Raw genomic sequence first — 15904 nt, forward strand, 5'->3', positions numbered from 1 at the left:
GCCGGGCTGGTGAACTGCGGCCACCCGCACCCCCTGCTGCGCCACGCCGAGGGCGCCGGCCGCCGCGTCACCGAACTCGCCCCGGCCCGGCACGCCCCGCCGCTGGGCCTGCTCGGCCTGGTCGGCGACGGCGGCTACCGCGCCGAGCCCCTCGCCCCGGGCCCCGGCGACCTGCTGCTCCTCTACACCGACGGCGTCTCCGAGGCCCGCGACGCGGCGGACGTCTTCTACCCCCTCGCCGCCCGCCTCCCCCGGCTGCCCGCCGCCACCCCGGAGGACCTGCTGGACGCCCTGCTCGCCGACCTCGCCGCCTGGGTCTCCCCCACCGGCCTCGCCGACGACGCCGCGGCCCTGGCGATCCGCTGGGAGCGCTGAGCGGCCGTTGCCGGTGCGGCGGGCGAAGGTGTGGACGCGGTCGGTACGGGCCGGCCGTGCGGGGCCTTCGTCGAGGGGTGCTTGAGCTGACGGCCACGCGTTGAGCTGAGGTTTCACCTCCCCGGCGTGCCACGATGATGCGATCAGCGCACGGACGGCGCCGGAGGGTGACGGATGGTCAGGGTGTCCACGAGGGCGGCGGCGGTGCACGGGATCGACGCGGTGGTCCGCCGGCTGCGGGCGATCGGGGCCGGGCTGCCGCCCGCCGACGGGGTCGCGGTGTTCAACCGGATGTACCTGACCGTCACGGAGACCGTCCGGGCCCGGCTGGGCGCGTTCGCGGACCCGGCCGCGGTGGCGGTGCTCGACACGGTGTTCGCCGGGCGCTACCTGCTGGCCGTGGACGCGGTCGGGGCCGGGCGTCGCCCGCCGGCCTGCTGGCGGCCGCTGTTCGAGCTGCGCGCGCGTCCGGAGGTGCACCCGGTCCAGTTCGCGCTGGCCGGGATGGCCGCCCACATCCAGCACGACCTGCCGCTCGCCGTCGTCGACACCTGCCGGCGGCTGGGCCGCGAGCCGGAGGACCTCGCGGGCGACTACCGGCGGATCAACGACCTGCTGGCGGCGGTGGAGGCGGCCGTCCGGGAGCAGCTGATGCCGGGGCCGGACGTGCTGGAGCGGTTCGAGCCGCTCACCCACCGGCTCGGCGCCTGGTCGGTCGACACCGCCCGGGACGCCGCCTGGGGCTCGGTGCGGGTGCTCTGGGAGCTGCGCGAGCGCCCCTCGGCGGCCGCGGCCTTCGGCACCGCGCTGGACGGCGCGNNGCGGCCCGCTCCCCGCCGTGGGGAGCGGGCCGGCCGCCGTGCGCGGGCGGGCTCAGGCCCAGCTGGAGTGCAGCGGCTTGCCCTCGGCGTAGCCGGCCGCGCTCTGGATGCCGACCACGGCCTTCTCGTGGAACTCCTCCAGGGTGGCCGCGCCCGCGTAGGTGCAGGAGCTGCGCACGCCCGCGACGATGGAGTCGATGAGGTCCTCGACGCCCGGGCGGGCCGGGTCGAGGAACATCCGCGAGTGCGAGATGCCCTCCTCGAACAGCGCCTTGCGGGCCCGGTCGTACGAGGAGTCCTGCGCGGTGCGGTTGCCCACGGCCCGCTTGGAGGCCATGCCGAAGGACTCCTTGTACTGCCGGCCGTCGGCGGTGGTCTGCAGGTCCCCGGGCGACTCGTAGGTGCCGGCGAACCAGGAGCCGATCATCACGTTGGACGCGCCGGCGGCCAGCGCCATGGCGACGTCGCGCGGGTGCCGCACGCCGCCGTCCGCCCAGACGTGCCGGCCCAGCCGGCGGGCCTCTGCGGCGCACTCCAGAACGGCCGAGAACTGCGGTCGGCCGACGCCGGTCATCATCCGGGTGGTGCACATCGCGCCCGGGCCGACGCCGACCTTCAGGATGTCGGCGCCCGCCTCGACCAGGTCGCGCACGCCCGCCGCCGAGACCACGTTGCCCGCGACCACCGGGACCTGCGGGTCCAGGCCGCGCACGGCCCGCAGCGCGGTGATCATCGACTCCTGGTGGCCGTGCGCGGTGTCCACCACCAGCGCGTCGGCGCCCGCCTCCAGCAGGGCCTTGGCCTTGCCCGCGACGTCGCCGTTGATGCCGACGGTGGCGGCGATCCGCAGCCCGCCGGCGGCGTCCACGGCCGGGGTGTAGAGGGTGGCGCGCAGCGCGTTCTTGCGGGTCAGGATGCCGACCAAGCGGCCCTCGCGGTCCACCACGGGCGCGAGCCTGCGGTGCCCCTCGCTCAGCTTGTCGAAGGCGTCGCGCGGGTCGACGTCCTCGTCGAGCAGCAGCAGTTCGCGGGACATCACCTCGGAGAGCGAGGTGAAGCGGTCGACGCCCTGGCAGTCGGAGTCGGTGACGACGCCGACCGGCCGGCCGTCCTCGACCACCACCAGCGCGCCGTGGGCGCGCTTGGGCAGCAGCGAGAGCGCCTCGGCGACGGTGGCGCCGGGGTCGAGGGTGATGGCCGTGTCGTGCACCAGGTGGCGCCGCTTGACCCAGCCGACGACCTCGGCGATGACCTCGGTCGGGATGTCCTGGGGAATGGCGACCAGGCCGCCGCGGCGGGCGACGGTCTCGGCCATCCGGCGGCCGGCGATGGCGGTCATGTTGGCGACGACCAGCGGGATGGTGGTGCCGGTGCCATCGTTGGAGGAGAGGTCGACACCCTGGCGGGAGCCCACGGCGGATCGACTGGGGACCATGAAGACGTCGTCGTACGTGAGGTCGTACGAGGGCATGAGGTCGTTCAGGAAGCGCATGAAACGGGGCTCTCTGGCTGGGAGGAGATACACCTCGGGTGCGGGTGCGGCACGGCCGCAGGGCGCACTCGGGCGCCCCTGCACCCGACGTTCGATTCTCCGGGAGCCGTTCGCCAAAAGCCAGTTCGACCACGATTGCTGGCGCTGTACACAAGCCATGATCGAACCTCCGCGCGTAGACCTGGAGGATCCTCCAAATACTCCGCTTTTCGCCCTGGCCGGGGCCGCTCCCGTAGCATTCACGCGGTAAACGCGGCGAACGCCGTGATCGGCGAGGCGAGCGGGAAAGCGGCAAAGGGCATGACGGCGGCGGGCGTGGACATGGAGCAGGACAACGGCACGGGGACCGAGGCCGCCGAGGAGACCGACCACGGTCCCGGCCTCGACCCGGAGCGGCTCAGGCTCTGCCTGGAGGTGCTGGCCGAGCTGGACGAACTGGACGTCGACCACCCGGACGCGATCACCGTCCGCAAGGCCGTCGGCGGCATATTCCGCACCCTGAAGCAGCGCCGCCGCCAGGAGACCCGGGCCCGCAAGACCGCCAACGACCGCGAGGTCACCGCGCGCACCGCGACCGGCGCCCCGACCCGGATCGACGACGAGACGGCCGGCGCGTTCGGTCTGACCACCGTCACCACCGCCGAGATCGCCGGGATCCTGGAGCGCCCCCGCTCCTGCTACGTCTGCAAGCAGCGGTACGTCGAGGTCGACGCGTTCTACCACAACCTCTGCCAGAACTGCGCGCTCAAGAACCGGGCCCGCCGGGACGCCCGCGCCGACCTCACCGGCAAGCGCGCGCTGCTGACCGGCGGCCGGGCCAAGATCGGCATGTACATCGCGCTGATGCTGCTGCGCGACGGCGCCCACACCACCATCACCACCCGCTTCCCCAACGACGCGATCCGCCGCTTCACCTCGATGCCGGACAGCGCCCAGTGGCTGCACCGGCTGAAGGTCGTCGGCATCGACCTGCGCGACCCGGCCCAGGTGATGGCGCTGGCCGACGAGGTCGCCGCGGACGGCCCGCTGGACATCCTGATCAACAACGCCGCGCAGACCGTGCGCCGACCGCCGGAGTCCTACCGCGAGCTGATCGCCGCCGAGTCCGCCCCGCTGCCGGCCGGCGAGCTGCCGCAGTCCACCACCATCGGCCGGTTCGGCAGCGGCAGCGTCGACCTGCCCGCCCTGCCGCACCAGGCCTCCGGCGGCGACGAGCGGATCTCCGCCGAGGAGGTCACCTCGCTCGCCCTGGTCACCGGCTCGGCGACGCCCGAGCGGATCCAGGCCGGCACCGCGATCGACGCCGGCGGCCTGGTGCCCGACCTCGCGGACACCAACAGCTGGGTGCAGACCGTCAGCGAGGTCGGCCCGGTGGAGCTGCTGGAGGTCCAGCTGTGCAACTCCACCGCGCCGTTCATCCTGATCAGCCGGCTGCGCCCGGCGATGGCCGCCTCGGCGTCCCGGCGCAAGTACGTGGTCAACGTCTCGGCGATGGAGGGCGTGTTCCAGCGCGGCTACAAGGGCGCCGGCCACCCGCACACCAACATGGCCAAGGCCGCGCTGAACATGCTCACCCGCACCAGCGCGCAGGAGATGTTCCAGAACGACGGCATCCTGATGACCGCCGTCGACACCGGCTGGATCACCGACGAGCGCCCGCACCCGGACAAGATGCGGCTGGCCGACGAGGGCTTCCACGCCCCGCTCGACCTGGTCGACGGCGCGGCCCGGGTCTACGACCCGATCGTCCGCGGCGAGCAGGGCGAGGACCTGTACGGCTGCTTCCTGAAGGACTTCGAGCGCGCCGCCTGGTAGCCCTCGGCCCGGCCCCCTTTCCGACGGAGGAACCGCCATGACCACCGCACCGCTGCTCGGCGCCGGCGTGATCGTGCCCACCGGGGACGGCCGGGTGCTGATCGGCCGCCGCACCACCGCGGGCGAGCCGCCGACCTGGAGCCTGCCCGGCGGCAAGGTCGACCCCGGCGAGTCCTTCGAGCGGACGGCGGCCCGCGAGCTGGCCGAGGAGGCCGGGATCGTGCTGCCCGCCGAGGAGATGCGGGTGCTCGCGGTGCTGCTCGACCACGAGCTGGGCCGCCCCCGGCTGACCGCCGCGGTGCTCGCCCCGCCGAGCCTGGCGCCCGCCGTCGTCCTGGAGCCGCATGCGTGCGGCGGCTGGGAACGGGTGGCGCTGGACGCGCTGCCGGAGCCGATGTTCTACCCGTCCGGGCTGGTGCTCGCCAGCTGGCGCCGGGAGCTGGACGGCGCGCTGCGGCCCGGGACGCACGCGTACCCCGTCAACGGGTGAGACCCGCCCCGGGCGGGACGGGTCTCACCTCTCCTCACGGATGCGCTGTCAGGGTTCCGGTCAGAACTCGCTGGTGACGGTGACGCCCTTGAAGTCCTGCTGGGCGTACAGGCTGAAGAACACGTACCCGGCGGGCGGGTTGGTGATGGTCAGGGTCTCGGAGTTGTCCGGCCCCGCCGACCGCGTGACGTACGAGTTGGGGTACGCCCAGCCGCCCCAGTGGTAGTAGAGGTCGGCGTTGCCGCTGCCTCCGGCGCTGGTCACCTTGATCTGCTTGGCCCCGGCCGGCACGTTGACGTAGAAGTACGCGAGGTTGCCGGTGGTCGCCGAGACGCCGGTGCGCACGCAGTTCTTGTCGAGCTGGCGGGTGTCGCCGCTCTCGCACGCCTTGAACTGCGGGAACTCCGGGACGGTCGCGCAGGCGCCGGCGGCGCAACGGCTCAGCCAGCCGTCGAAGTCGGCGTCGTAGCGGGTGCCGATGCCGGTCGTGATGGCGCGGGAGCCCTCCCAGTCACCGGCGCGCCACTTGGCGAGCAGCGCGTCGACGTCGGAGCGGTGCTGCTCCAGCATGTAGCGGACGGCCAGGTAGCCCCACTGGTAGACGCGGTTCTGGTCGCCGTAGGCGGTGTCGAAGAGCTCGCTCAGCCGGTAGCTGTGGCGGGCCGCCGAGTCGATGGCGGCCTGGTTGACCTGCTTCTGGTAGGAGGTGGCGACGACCTCGGCGAGGCCCTCGGTCCACCAGACCAGCTTGCCCGCGTCGCCCTGACGGAAGTCGCCCCAGAGGTTGAAGCGGGCGTCGAGGTAGTGGGTGTACTCGTGGTTGAGGTTGCGGATCTCGTAGCCGCCGGCCCGCGAGGGCTCCTCGTAGGCGAGGAAGCGGGCCTGGTTGCCGGCCTTGGCGGGCTCGCCCTCCAGGTAGATGCCGCCGTTGTTGGTGTCGGTGTCGAAGATCGCCCGGCCGAGCGCGACGTACTGGACGTCGGAGTCGAAGGCGACGACCTCCAGGGCCGCGTTGTTGTCGTCGGCGACCGGGCCCTTGTCCCGGGACACGCCGTGGAAGAAGACGTCCTGGCCGTTCAGGCTGGTGCAGGCGGTGGCCAGCTGGGCCGCGGTCAGCTCCTGGCCGAGGATGCGCAGGGTCGGGCTGCAGGTGTGCCGGACCGGCAGGTAGGCGTCCTTGAACCGCTGCGGGTCGTCGCAGGTGCCGTAGTAGCCGCAGTTGGCCTGGTCGAACTTCTGGATGGAGGCCACGGCGGAGGCGCGCTGGGGCCAGTTCGGCCCGGTGACGCCGCCGGAGGTGTCGACCAGGTTCTTCACCGCCGCGCGGGACTGCGGGGCGATCTCCCCGATGGCCGTCAGCCGGGTCAGCTCGTCGATCGCGTTGTTGACGGTGAGGGAGTTGTTGCGGTCGCGGTCCAGCAGGTGGCCCTTGGCGCGGAGGATGAAGCCGTTCAGCGCGTCGACGACGCCCGGATCGGCCAGGACGGCCGCCCGGAACTTCGGGTCCTTGGAGTTGACGCCCCGGTACAGCACCAGGGTGACCGGGTTGACCGCCCGCAGCAGGTTGGCCTTGTCCCAGACCTCGGGCTGGTAGGCGTTCAGGACCCGCTTGATGACGTCGACGTAGTCACCGGGCTCGCGGGGCACGTCGGCCAGCACGGTGGCGCGCTCCAGCGGGACGGCGTTGGCCGTGGTGGGGTCGAGCGAGCGGGGGTTGGCGAAGAAGGTGTGGACGGCCTCGTTGATCTTGGCCGGCAGCTTGTCGTACGAGCCGACGACGTCCGCCTTGGTCCACTGCACCGAGTAGCCAGCCTGCACGTAGTACATCAGCTGCGAGATGTGGTCGCCGTCGTTGCCCTGGTACGTGCGGGCGCTCTCGCGCAGCGCCTCGATGACCGTGAGCATCTGGGACTCGCGGAAGGCGCCGGCTGCGTACTCGGTCGGGATCCGGAACAGCCCGTCGACGCAGTCGTAGCTCGCCGCCTTGACGAGGCGGACCAGGGCCGCGCCGGTCCGGGCGAAGGACGCCGGGTTGCAGGCGGCGGCGTCGGCGGCGTCCTGGTCGGCGGACTCGGCGCCCAGGCCGAACGACTTGGCGGAGGGCGCGGGGGCCTTGGCCGGAGCCGCGTCGGAGTCCTGGAAGGCGAGCCGCTCGGGGGCGGTGTTCCGCTGATTGGACGCCGTGCCGTGACCGGGCTCCGAGGACGACGCGAGGTCGCTGTCGGCGCCGGGCGGCGGGAGTTCGCCGCCGCGGTCGGTGGCGGTGGCGGTGTCGCCCGTCGAGGGGGACGGGGCGACGGTGGCGGCCTGGCCGCGCGGGGCGAACAGGCCGAACGTCAGGGCGAGCGCCATGACGAGCGTCAGGAATCGTGCCAGTTGCTGGAGTCGCAACAGGCGTGCGTGAGTCACGTGGGGGCCTCCGGGCCTGGTTCGGCCGCCTTGGGGTGCGGCCAGTGGGGGTGAGGACCGATGGCGACGGGGTTGTGTGGTGTCCGTCATACGGTGGGGAGGTGACATGTACCATTGCACATGTCACACAACTTTCGGAAGACATTTTCACAACCCGGCGAACCCAGCACCCGGAGACCGGGGGCTGGGTTCGGGCGGATCGGTGTCGGGAGGTCAGCCGTTGCGGGCGGCCTCCGGGCCGGTGATCCGCTTGAGCAGCGGCAGCGTCGAGGCGATGATCCCGAGCGAGGCCGCCAGCCCGAGCAGCACCAGCGCGAAGAACGCCGCGCCCGGTGAGACCAGGTCGTAGTGCATCTGCGACTTGAGGAACATCGCCGCCGCGCCGAAACCGGTCCCGATCGCGATCACCGACACCACCAGCAGCGGCAGCGTGCTCTCCAGGCCGACCACCCGCTGGAGCAGGCGCAGCGGCGCCCCGGTGAGCCGGAGCATCGCGAACGGCCGGCGCCGGTCGGAGAGTCCGGCGACCACGCTGACCGCCAGGCTGCACCCGGCGATCGGCAGGGTGGTGAGCAGGACGACGTCGGCCAGCTGCCGCCAGCCGGCGAGCTGCTTCTGCTGGGCGGAGCCCCAGTCCTGGACCATCCGGGCGTGCTGGTCGGGGAAGGCCCGGCTGAGGATGGTGCGGACGCGTTCCCTGGCGGCCGTCGACCCGTCCGTGGTCACGTAGATCGACTGCACCGGCAGCCCGGCCGCCGCCTCGGCGGTGATCGGCGCGGACGGCCACTGGGTGGCCTGCCGGGTCGTGAGGCTGAGGAAGCCGTACGCCGGGACGGCCGCGACGGCGGCACCCGGGGCGCAGTGGCCGACCACCGGGACCTGCGCGAGGTCCGTACAGACCGTCAGCAGCGGTGCCCACCGGTCGCCCGGGTCGGCCGGGTCGTGGCCCAGGCCGTCCGGATTGGCGTGGGCGAGCGCGAGGCCCTCGAAGCCGGGGACGGCGCGCAGCTCGGCGAGGACCGGCTCCGGGACGCTGACGGCCATCGGCGGCTCGTCGCCCATGGCGCCGAGCTCCACGGCGGTCCGGGTCTGCGGATCGCCGCTGAGCGTGCCCCGGTTGGTGTCGATGGTGCCGATGATGGCGACCGTCGCGGTGGTCACGAAGAGCGCCAGGACCAGGCCGGCCACCGAGCGGAACCCTGCCCTGGGGTCGTCGGCCAGCCGCCGGACGGCGATCAGGGTGGCCGGGCGGCCGGTCCGGGCGGCGACCGCGCGGGCGGCGGCCATGGTCAACCAGGGGCCGGCGATCACCAGGCCGAGCATGATCACCAGGAAGCCGGTGAGGTAGGCGGCGGTCTGGCCGTTGGTGGTCTCCGGGCGCCGGCCGACGAACCAGGCGAGCTCGGCGAGTCCGCCCAGCAGCGGTGCCAGCCGCCAGGCCGTCGGCGGCTCGGGGGTGGCCCGGCGGCTGACGCCGAGCGGGGAGACGGTCACCCGGCGCAGCGCGAGCCGGGCGGCCACGGCGGCGGCCAGCGGGACGCCGAGCAGCACGGCCAGGACCTGCGGCGTGGTGAGGATGAGGTCCTCGACGAAGAAGCGGTCCCCGGTGAACGGGACGGTCGCCACCAGCGGGCGCAGCAGCAGGAACAGCAGGAAGCCGAGCACGGTTCCGACGGCGGCGGCCAGGGTGGACTCGGCGGCCGCGATCAGGGTGATCTGCCGGGGGGTCGCCCCGACCAGGCGCATCGCCGCGTAGCGCTGCTCGCGGGTGGCGGCGGAGAGGCGGGTCGCGGTGCCGATGAAGACCACCACGGGGAAGAGCAGGGCTCCGGCGACCACCGAGAGGATCAGGGTCATCGCGTCGCCGCGCGTACCGGCCCCCGGGCAGTCGCCCGCGCACCGCTCGGGGAGGGCGGTGGCGATGGTGGTGACCTGGCGGGCGCCCGGGCGGGCCGCGAGGGCCCCGGGGTCCTGGCCGCTCACCAGCACCAGGGAGTCCGGGGAGGCGAGCGCCGCGTCGCCGATCTCTCCGGCGAGGCGGCCGGGGAAGCGGTCGGCCAGCTGGTCGGCCGGCCGTTCGCGGATCAGCTTCGCCAGGGCGGGCGAGGCGTAGTACTCGCCGGCCGCAGGGAGCCTGGTCAGGCCCGGCGGGACGGGCGAGGTCGGCCCGGTGGCGGCGACGTCGATGAGGAGGAGTTCCCGGCCGTCGTAGTACTCGGGGGTGTGGTCGCGCCACCAGAGCGGGTCGACGTCGGCGCTCTCGGTGCGGCTCGCGGCGCCGGTGTTGGCCCAGAGCACCCGTTCGTTGGCGGCGCCGACGGCGTTGACGGCGGCGAGCGTGGAGAGCAGCAGGCCGACCCCGACGGCCGCGGCGGCGGCGATGGTGAGCAGCCGGGCGACGGCCTGCCGGCCGCCGCTGACGGCGAGGCGCAGGGCGAGGGCTATCACGAGGCGACCCGCCCCGCCGGAGCGCTGCCGGCCGGGTGGCCGGTGGAGAGCGTCCGGGCGCGGCCGTCGCGCACGACGGCCTCGCGGTCGGCGTAGGCGGCGACCCGGGGCTCGTGGGTGACCAGGACGACGGTGGTGCCCTGGTCGCGGGCGGCGGCGACCATCAGTTCCATCACCTGTTCGCCGGTGAGGGAGTCCAGGGCTCCGGTCGGCTCGTCGGCGAACAGGACGCGGGGGCGGGTCACCAGGCCGCGGGCGAGCGCGACCCGCTGGGCCTGACCGCCCGACAGCTCGCCGGAGCGGCGGCGCTCCAGGCCGTCGAGGCCGAGCCGGGCGAACCACGGGCGGGCGTCGGCGAGGGCGGCGGCCCGGCGGACGCCGGAGAGCAGCAGCGGCAGGGCGATGTTCTCCTCGGCGGTCAGTTCCGGGACGAGCTGGCCGAACTGGAAGACGAAGCCGAAGCGGTCCCGCCTTAAGGCGCTGCGCCGGTTCTCGTCGAGGGTGTCGATCCGCTTCCCGTCGAAGAGCACCTCGCCCCGGTCGGGGACCAGGATGCCGGCCAGGCAGTGCAGCAGGGTGGACTTGCCGGAGCCGCTGGGGCCCATCACGGCGAGTACCTCACCGGCCCCGGCTGCCAGGCTCGCGCCGCGCAGGGCCGGGGTCTCGCCGAAGGCGAGTTCGACGTCGCGGGCCTCGATCAGGGGGGTCATGCGCGCACCTCCGCGGCGAGGGCGTCCAGGCGGGCGGTGGTCAGGTCGATCCAGCGCAGGTCCGCCTCCAAGTGGAACAGGCCGTGGTCGGCGAGCAGGGCGTCGACCAGCGGGCCGGTGCGGCGCAGCTCGGTGAGCTCACGCATCCGGCGCAGGTGGGCGGCGCGCTGGGTGTCGAGGTAGGCCTCGGCGTCGCGGCCGAGCAGCAGGGCCAGCACGACCTTGGTGAAGAGCACGGACTGGAGGGTGGGTTCGGGCGCGACGGGCTCGGCGAGCCAGTGCTCGAACTCGGTCACGCCGGCCTCGGTGATGACGTAGCGCTTGCGCTCGGGGCCGTCGCCGGGCTCGGCCTCGCCGGGGACGACCTTTCCGTCGCGCGCCAGGCGGCCGAGGGTGGCGTAGACCTGACCGTACGGCAGGGGTTTGCCGCGTCCGAAGAAGGTGTCGTAGTCGCGCTTGAGGTCGTAGCCGTGGCTCGGCTCGCGCTCCAGCAGCCCGAGAAGGGTCAGGGGAACACTCATGGGAGGAACATACACCAGAGGTATACATCGAGTGTATAGCTGGCGAGAATACGGGCTTGAGCTGGGGAGACGTGGGGCTGGTGGGCGGGGCGGGCCTCGGAGGGATGTGCGGGAACGGGTGGGTACGTTCGGGAACGATTGGGAACGCCGCGAGCGGGGGACGGCCCCAACTCCCGTCCCCCGCTCTGCACGGCGGCCCGGCGAGCCCCCACAGCGGGCCGGGCCTCCGCGTCCCCGGCACGAGAACGCGGCCAGGGCCCAGCCTGCCCCCTCCACCCCGTGCTGGCCGAGGGCCGAACGTCCCGGTCCTGCTCTGCCGTTAGGGGCTTAGGACCCGCACCCGCCGAGCCCGCCCGGCTCTTGTGCGAGGGGCCGGTGCCGGGAGAGATTTGGAGCCGACGGGGCCGAACCACGCCAACAGCCGTGAGGAGCACGCATCGTGTCCAGTTCACCCCGCTCGGCCCGCATCGCGCCCCCACGCCGGCGGGCCGGCCGCCACCTGCGCCTCGCCCTCGGCCGCCGCCACAGCGTCCGGCGCCGCGAACCGCTCGCCCGCCCCGTGGACCGGGCCCGCGCCCGGGCCTGGCTGATCGCCGGGCTCGCCCTGGCCGTCGGCCTGGCCGGTGTCATCACCGCCGCCGTCCTCGGCTACCGCGCCACCGGGCGCACCGCCGAGGCCGACCGCGTCCGACTGCACCGCACCGAGGCGACCGTCCTCGACAAGATCCGCACCGAGGAGAGCGGCGTCGGGCGCTGGAGCGGCGGCTACCAGAAGCGGACCGACACCTCGGTCTCCTGGACGACCCCCGACGGCCTCGCCCGCACCGGCACCGTCGAGGCTCCGCGCGGCACGGCCACCGGCTCCACCCTCGTGCTGTGGCTCGACGAGAGCGGCGCGCCCGCCACCGCGCCGGCCACGCCCGTCGGGCTGGTGGTCGGGGCCGTCTGCACCGGGCTGGCGGGCTCGGCCACGCTGGCCGCGCTGATCGGCGGCGCGCTGGCGCTGCGGCTACGCGTCCTGGACCGGCGGGCGGACCGGGCCTGGGAACGGTCCTGGGCCCGCTGGGAGCCCCGCTGGTCCGGGCGCGCCAACCAGCCGCAGGACGACTGATTCTCCGCCTGACGTCTTTTCCACGATCCGAGGAGCGAGCACCCTTGTTCACCACCGACCGGTTGACCGCCCGTCTCTGGGAGCACGGCGACGCCGAGCGCGCCTACGACATGTACTCGCGGTGGGAGGTCGCGCGGTGGCTGGGCGCCGCGCCGCGGGCGCTGGAGTCGCCCGCCGAGGTGCCGGCCATGATCGACCGTTGGCGGGGACGCTCCGCCGACCCCCGGTACGGCGTGTGGGCACTGGAGCGGCGGGACACCGGGGTGGTGGTCGGCTCGGTGATGCTCCTGCCGCTGCCGTCACCGTCGCCGTCGCCGTCGCCGGACGAGGACGGTAGCGGGAACGGCGGCGGGGAGGGCGAGATCGAGGTCGGCTGGCACCTCCACCCCGATTCCTGGGGCCACGGCTACGCCACCGAGGCCGCCCGCGGCGCCCTCGCCAAGGGCTTCGCCGACGGCCTCACCGAGATCCACGCCGTCGTCCGCCCCGGCAACACCCGCTCCGCCGCCGTCTGCCACCGCCTCGGCATGACCCCCCAGGGCCGCAGCACCCGCTGGTACGGCGCCGAACTCGACACCTTCCGCATCACCCGGGCAGCGTAAAAGGCAGTCACCGCACGCCGGAGCAGGAAGCCGGCCCGGCCGACTTCCTGCTCCACCTCCGCAACGCCCGCGCACCCGAATATGTAGACCGGTCCAGAGATTCGCCGCCCCGGGCAAGCACCGCCGCCCGCACACAGAAAGTCGGCCAGGCCGACTTTCCACTCCACTCCCCCGGCCAGGGGCAACAGCCGCGGCCTCAGCTTGGCGGGCTGGCTCCCCCACCCCGCTTCCCCGACCTCCGGCTCAACTTGACGGGCCGACTCTCCGACCCCACCCCCTGGCCCCCGGCTCAACTTGGCTGCCGGGGCGAGCAAAATATGTAGACCGGTCCACAGACTATGCCCCGGGCGGGAAGCTCCAGGAACAGGAAGTCCGCTGGGCCGACTTCCTGCTCCACGCCCCCTGCCTCCAACCTCAGCGCGACTGCCACGGCGTGCAAAATATGTAGACCGGTCCAGAGATTATGGCCCGGGCAGGGAGCTCTGGAGTGGGAAGTCGGCCAGGCCGACTTCCTGCTCCAGCGCGAGGCGAGGGTCAGTAGACCGGTCTACATATTCGACTGCCGCACCGTCAGAGCGAGGGCGGGCAGGGTTGGGTGGGGCGCGGGCAGGGGCGAGCGGGATGGGTAGGGCGGCCGGGGCGGGGTAACCGATCCGGCAGCTCGTCGGGGGCGAGGGTCGCGGTCACGAGGCGGAAGGATGCCCGAGAACGCGCTTGAGCCCCTTCGAGTCGGCTCGGCATGCTCCTCAGATGACCAACACCCGGACCGACGCCGCCGAGCAGGGATGGGACGGCCCCTGGTACCGCGTTCGAACCGATCGCTTCGAGGCGTCGTTCCTGCCCAACGCGGGCGAGCCTCTGGACGGCGTCTGCAACATCGACGTCGAGGTCCGGCTGACGGCGGACAACTCGCGCTGGAGCGCGACCATGTTCACCCTTGCCGAGGTCGAACGCATCATGACGAGGTGGTCCCGCACCGGCGAGGCACTGGGTGGCCGCTACTTCCGGTGCTCCGATGGCCTCGTCGTTCGGGATCCCGGCATCGACAGCATGACCCACGCGCTGGCCGGCCTCCTCGACGACGGCGACTTCGCGCAGGTTCTCCAGCGGCTCGACGACGGAGAGCCGTCCGACGCCGCTTGCCGACGCTCGGCGCGCCCGGAGTGATGAGGGGCGGTCAGGCGGCGGGGTGCGGCCAGGGGGTGGTGGGGTGACGGGAGGCGTGATGGGTGAGGGTGGCGACGGCCAGGAGGAGGGCGAGGGCGGCGCCGAGGGCGACCGGGACGGTGGCGTGCAGCACGAGGACGGCACCGAGCAGGGCGCCCGCGAACATCCAGGCGGCGGAGGCGAGCCGGCGGGCACCGGTACGGTCGGCGGCGAGGGCGGTGATCGTCATGGTCAGCACGGTGGTCGTCAGATCCGGCACCTTGAGCGCCCGGACCACCGCGTTCTGCAACCCCATCGCGGCCCCCAGCACCCCGATCAGCGTGTACCGCACCGGGTCCTCCGCGTGGCCGAAGGCCGCCGCGAAGGCCGTGCACGCGGCGAGCAGCACCGACTGCACCACGGCCGTGGCGACCAGCAGCCGCCCGCGGTGGCCGGGTCGGCGCTCGGCGAGGCGTCCGCCCGCCCACGCGCCCGCCAGGAACGCGGCGAGGGCGGCGAGCGAGGCCGTCGCCGACAGCCCCGGTGCCCCGGCCAGCGCGAACCCGAGGAAAACCACGTTGCCGGTCATGTTGGCGACGAACACGTGCCCGAGCGCGAGGTAGCTCACCGCGTCGACCAGCCCCGTGACCACGGTGAGCACCAGCAGCATCGGCACCAGTGGGCCGTGCCGGGGGTCGGCGTGCATCCGGGTCAGCATCGACGACAGCCTAACCGGGCCCTGCGGCCCGACGGCCGAACAGGCGGCCGCAAAGGCAGCCGGACAGGCGGCCGGACGGCGAGTGCCGACGGCGACGGCCCCACCATCAGTCGCACCTCCAGGGCGTCGTTGCCATCGGCGTGGCGGTCGCCGGGTAACGCATGGCGCTTCATCACCCACCGCGCGGTGAACGCACACCCGCCCAGCCGGTGGCCGCAGACCAGAGCACCGCCTCACCCCGGTGATGGTCAGCCATTCCCCCCAAGCCGCCCTCGACACTTTGAACACGTTCAGACCCCCGATAGAGTGGATACCGACGAACGACCGAGGGGGGTCTCGATGAGAATCGTCATGCCCGGGGGGACCGGGCACATCGGCCGCATCCTGGACCGGGCGCTCACCGCCGACGGCCACGAGGTCCTGGTGCTCACCCGCCGGCCCCGGCGCGACCAGGAGATCCACTGGGACGGCCGCACACTCGGCCGCTGGACGAGCGTGGTCGACGGCGCGGACGCCGTGATCAACCTCGCGGGCCGCAGCATCGACTGCCGCCACACCCAGCAGAACCTGCGCGACCTGCGCGAGTCCCGGGTGCACTCCACCCGGACCGTCGGCCGGGCCGTCGCCGGCGCCCACCAACCGCCCCGGGTCTGGCTGCAGATGAGCACCGCCACCATCTACGCGCACACGTACGGCGCCCCGCACGACGAGGACACCGGCGTCATCGGCGGCGGCGAGCCCGGCGCCCCGCCGTCCTGGGACCACAGCGTGCGGATCGCGCGCGACTGGGAGCACGAGCAGACCGCGGCCGCCACCCCGTGGACCCGCCGGGTCGCGCTGCGCTGCGCGCCGGTGATGAGCCCGGACGCCGGCGGCACCTTCGACCGGCTGGTGCGGCTCGCCCGGACCGGCCTCGGCGGGCCGGTCGGCGGCGGCACCCAGTACGTGTCGTGGATCCACGACCACGACCTGGTCCGCGCCGTCCGCCTCCTGCTCGACCGGGAGGACGTCACCGGCCCGGTCAACCTGGCCCGCGCCGGCGCCGTTGCCGCAGCGGGAGTTCATGCGCACGCTCCGCCGGGCCAAGGGCATCCCGGTGGGAATCCCGGCCACCCGGTGGATGGCGGAGGCGGGCGCGTTCGCACTGCGCTCGGACACCGAAGCGCTGCTCAAGAGCCGGGCCGTCGTGCCGGGCCGGCTGCTGGCGGCCGGGTTCGGCTTCGAGCACCCGCACTGGCCGGCGGCG

General features: G+C 73.7%; 13 protein-coding genes and 2 pseudogenes. 8 read left to right on the top strand and 7 right to left on the bottom strand.

The window, feature by feature from the left end:
* Positions 1–375, top strand: a 375-nt coding sequence (locus ABD308_RS36595; protein WP_344344559.1) for a SpoIIE family protein phosphatase, incomplete at its 5' end; no start/stop codon positions are given.
* A 143-nt stretch (positions 376–518) separates the two neighbouring features.
* Here the strand turns inward: ABD308_RS36595 and ABD308_RS36600 are convergent.
* Entirely contained in the window at positions 519–662 is a 144-nt protein-coding gene (locus ABD308_RS36600; RefSeq protein WP_344344561.1) for a hypothetical protein, read from the bottom strand.
* On the opposite strand from ABD308_RS36600, the pseudogene ABD308_RS39840 reads away from it, so the two are divergent.
* Positions 598–1113: pseudogene (locus ABD308_RS39840) on the top strand (DUF5995 family protein); the annotation flags it as partial. The gene ABD308_RS36600 and the pseudogene ABD308_RS39840 sit on opposite strands and share 65 nt — an antisense overlap.
* A gap of 135 nt (positions 1114–1248) precedes the next feature.
* On the opposite strand, the gene ABD308_RS36605 reads toward ABD308_RS39840, so the two are convergent.
* On the bottom strand, positions 1249–2688 hold the full coding sequence (locus ABD308_RS36605; protein ID WP_344344563.1) for a GuaB1 family IMP dehydrogenase-related protein: 1440 nt from the start codon (positions 2686–2688) through the stop codon (positions 1249–1251).
* A 321-nt stretch (positions 2689–3009) separates the two neighbouring features.
* On the opposite strand from ABD308_RS36605, the gene ABD308_RS36610 reads away from it, so the two are divergent.
* Together ABD308_RS36610 and ABD308_RS36615 are read left to right on the top strand one after the other, a co-directional pair.
* Positions 3010–4503 carry an SDR family NAD(P)-dependent oxidoreductase gene (locus ABD308_RS36610; protein WP_344344585.1) on the top strand — a complete coding sequence of 498 codons (1494 nt, stop codon included), beginning with the start codon at positions 3010–3012 and terminating at the stop codon, positions 4501–4503.
* Positions 4504–4540: 37 nt separating this feature from the next.
* Positions 4541–4993 (top strand): nucleotide triphosphate diphosphatase NUDT15, encoded by a 453-nt coding sequence (locus tag ABD308_RS36615; RefSeq protein ID WP_344344565.1) that lies wholly within the window; start codon positions 4541–4543, stop codon positions 4991–4993.
* A gap of 60 nt (positions 4994–5053) precedes the next feature.
* On the opposite strand, the gene ABD308_RS36620 is transcribed toward ABD308_RS36615, so the two are convergent.
* The 4 genes from ABD308_RS36620 to ABD308_RS36635 form a co-directional block, all read right to left on the bottom strand.
* A complete protein-coding gene (locus tag ABD308_RS36620; protein ID WP_344344567.1) occupies positions 5054–7402 on the bottom strand; it encodes a M9 family metallopeptidase in 2349 nt (782 codons plus the stop codon).
* A 213-nt stretch (positions 7403–7615) separates the two neighbouring features.
* Positions 7616–9850 (bottom strand): FtsX-like permease family protein, encoded by a 2235-nt coding sequence (locus tag ABD308_RS36625; RefSeq protein ID WP_344344569.1) that lies wholly within the window; start codon positions 9848–9850, stop codon positions 7616–7618.
* Positions 9847–10560, bottom strand: a complete 714-nt coding sequence (locus tag ABD308_RS36630) for an ABC transporter ATP-binding protein (RefSeq protein WP_344344571.1) — start codon at positions 10558–10560, stop codon at positions 9847–9849. Before ABD308_RS36630 ends, ABD308_RS36625 begins: the two co-directional genes overlap by 4 nt.
* Entirely contained in the window at positions 10557–11081 is a 525-nt protein-coding gene (locus ABD308_RS36635) for a PadR family transcriptional regulator (protein ID WP_344344573.1), read from the bottom strand. Before ABD308_RS36635 ends, ABD308_RS36630 begins: the two co-directional genes overlap by 4 nt.
* 439 nt (positions 11082–11520) lie before the next feature.
* Here ABD308_RS36635 and ABD308_RS36640 point away from each other — a divergent pair, with 439 nt between their 5' ends.
* From ABD308_RS36640 to ABD308_RS36650, 3 genes are all read left to right on the top strand, one after another.
* Positions 11521–12192, top strand: coding sequence for an Rv1733c family protein (locus tag ABD308_RS36640; RefSeq protein WP_344344575.1), 672 nt, complete (start codon positions 11521–11523; stop codon positions 12190–12192).
* Between the two features lie 44 nt (positions 12193–12236).
* Positions 12237–12794: a GNAT family N-acetyltransferase gene (locus ABD308_RS36645; RefSeq protein WP_344344577.1), complete on the top strand. Its 558-nt coding sequence runs from the start codon at positions 12237–12239 to the stop codon at positions 12792–12794.
* A 750-nt stretch (positions 12795–13544) separates the two neighbouring features.
* On the top strand, positions 13545–13961 hold the full coding sequence (locus ABD308_RS36650) for a hypothetical protein (RefSeq protein WP_344344579.1): 417 nt from the start codon (positions 13545–13547) through the stop codon (positions 13959–13961).
* Positions 13962–13971: 10 nt separating this feature from the next.
* Here ABD308_RS36650 and ABD308_RS36655 read toward each other — a convergent pair whose 3' ends face one another.
* Positions 13972–14658, bottom strand: coding sequence for a YoaK family protein (locus tag ABD308_RS36655; RefSeq protein WP_344344581.1), 687 nt, complete (start codon positions 14656–14658; stop codon positions 13972–13974).
* A gap of 339 nt (positions 14659–14997) precedes the next feature.
* Between ABD308_RS36655 and ABD308_RS36660 the strand changes: the two are divergent.
* A pseudogene (locus ABD308_RS36660) lies at positions 14998–15904 on the top strand (TIGR01777 family oxidoreductase); the annotation flags it as partial.

This window comes from Kitasatospora putterlickiae, from assembly GCF_039527695.1.
Lineage (GTDB): Bacteria > Actinomycetota > Actinomycetes > Streptomycetales > Streptomycetaceae > Kitasatospora > Kitasatospora putterlickiae.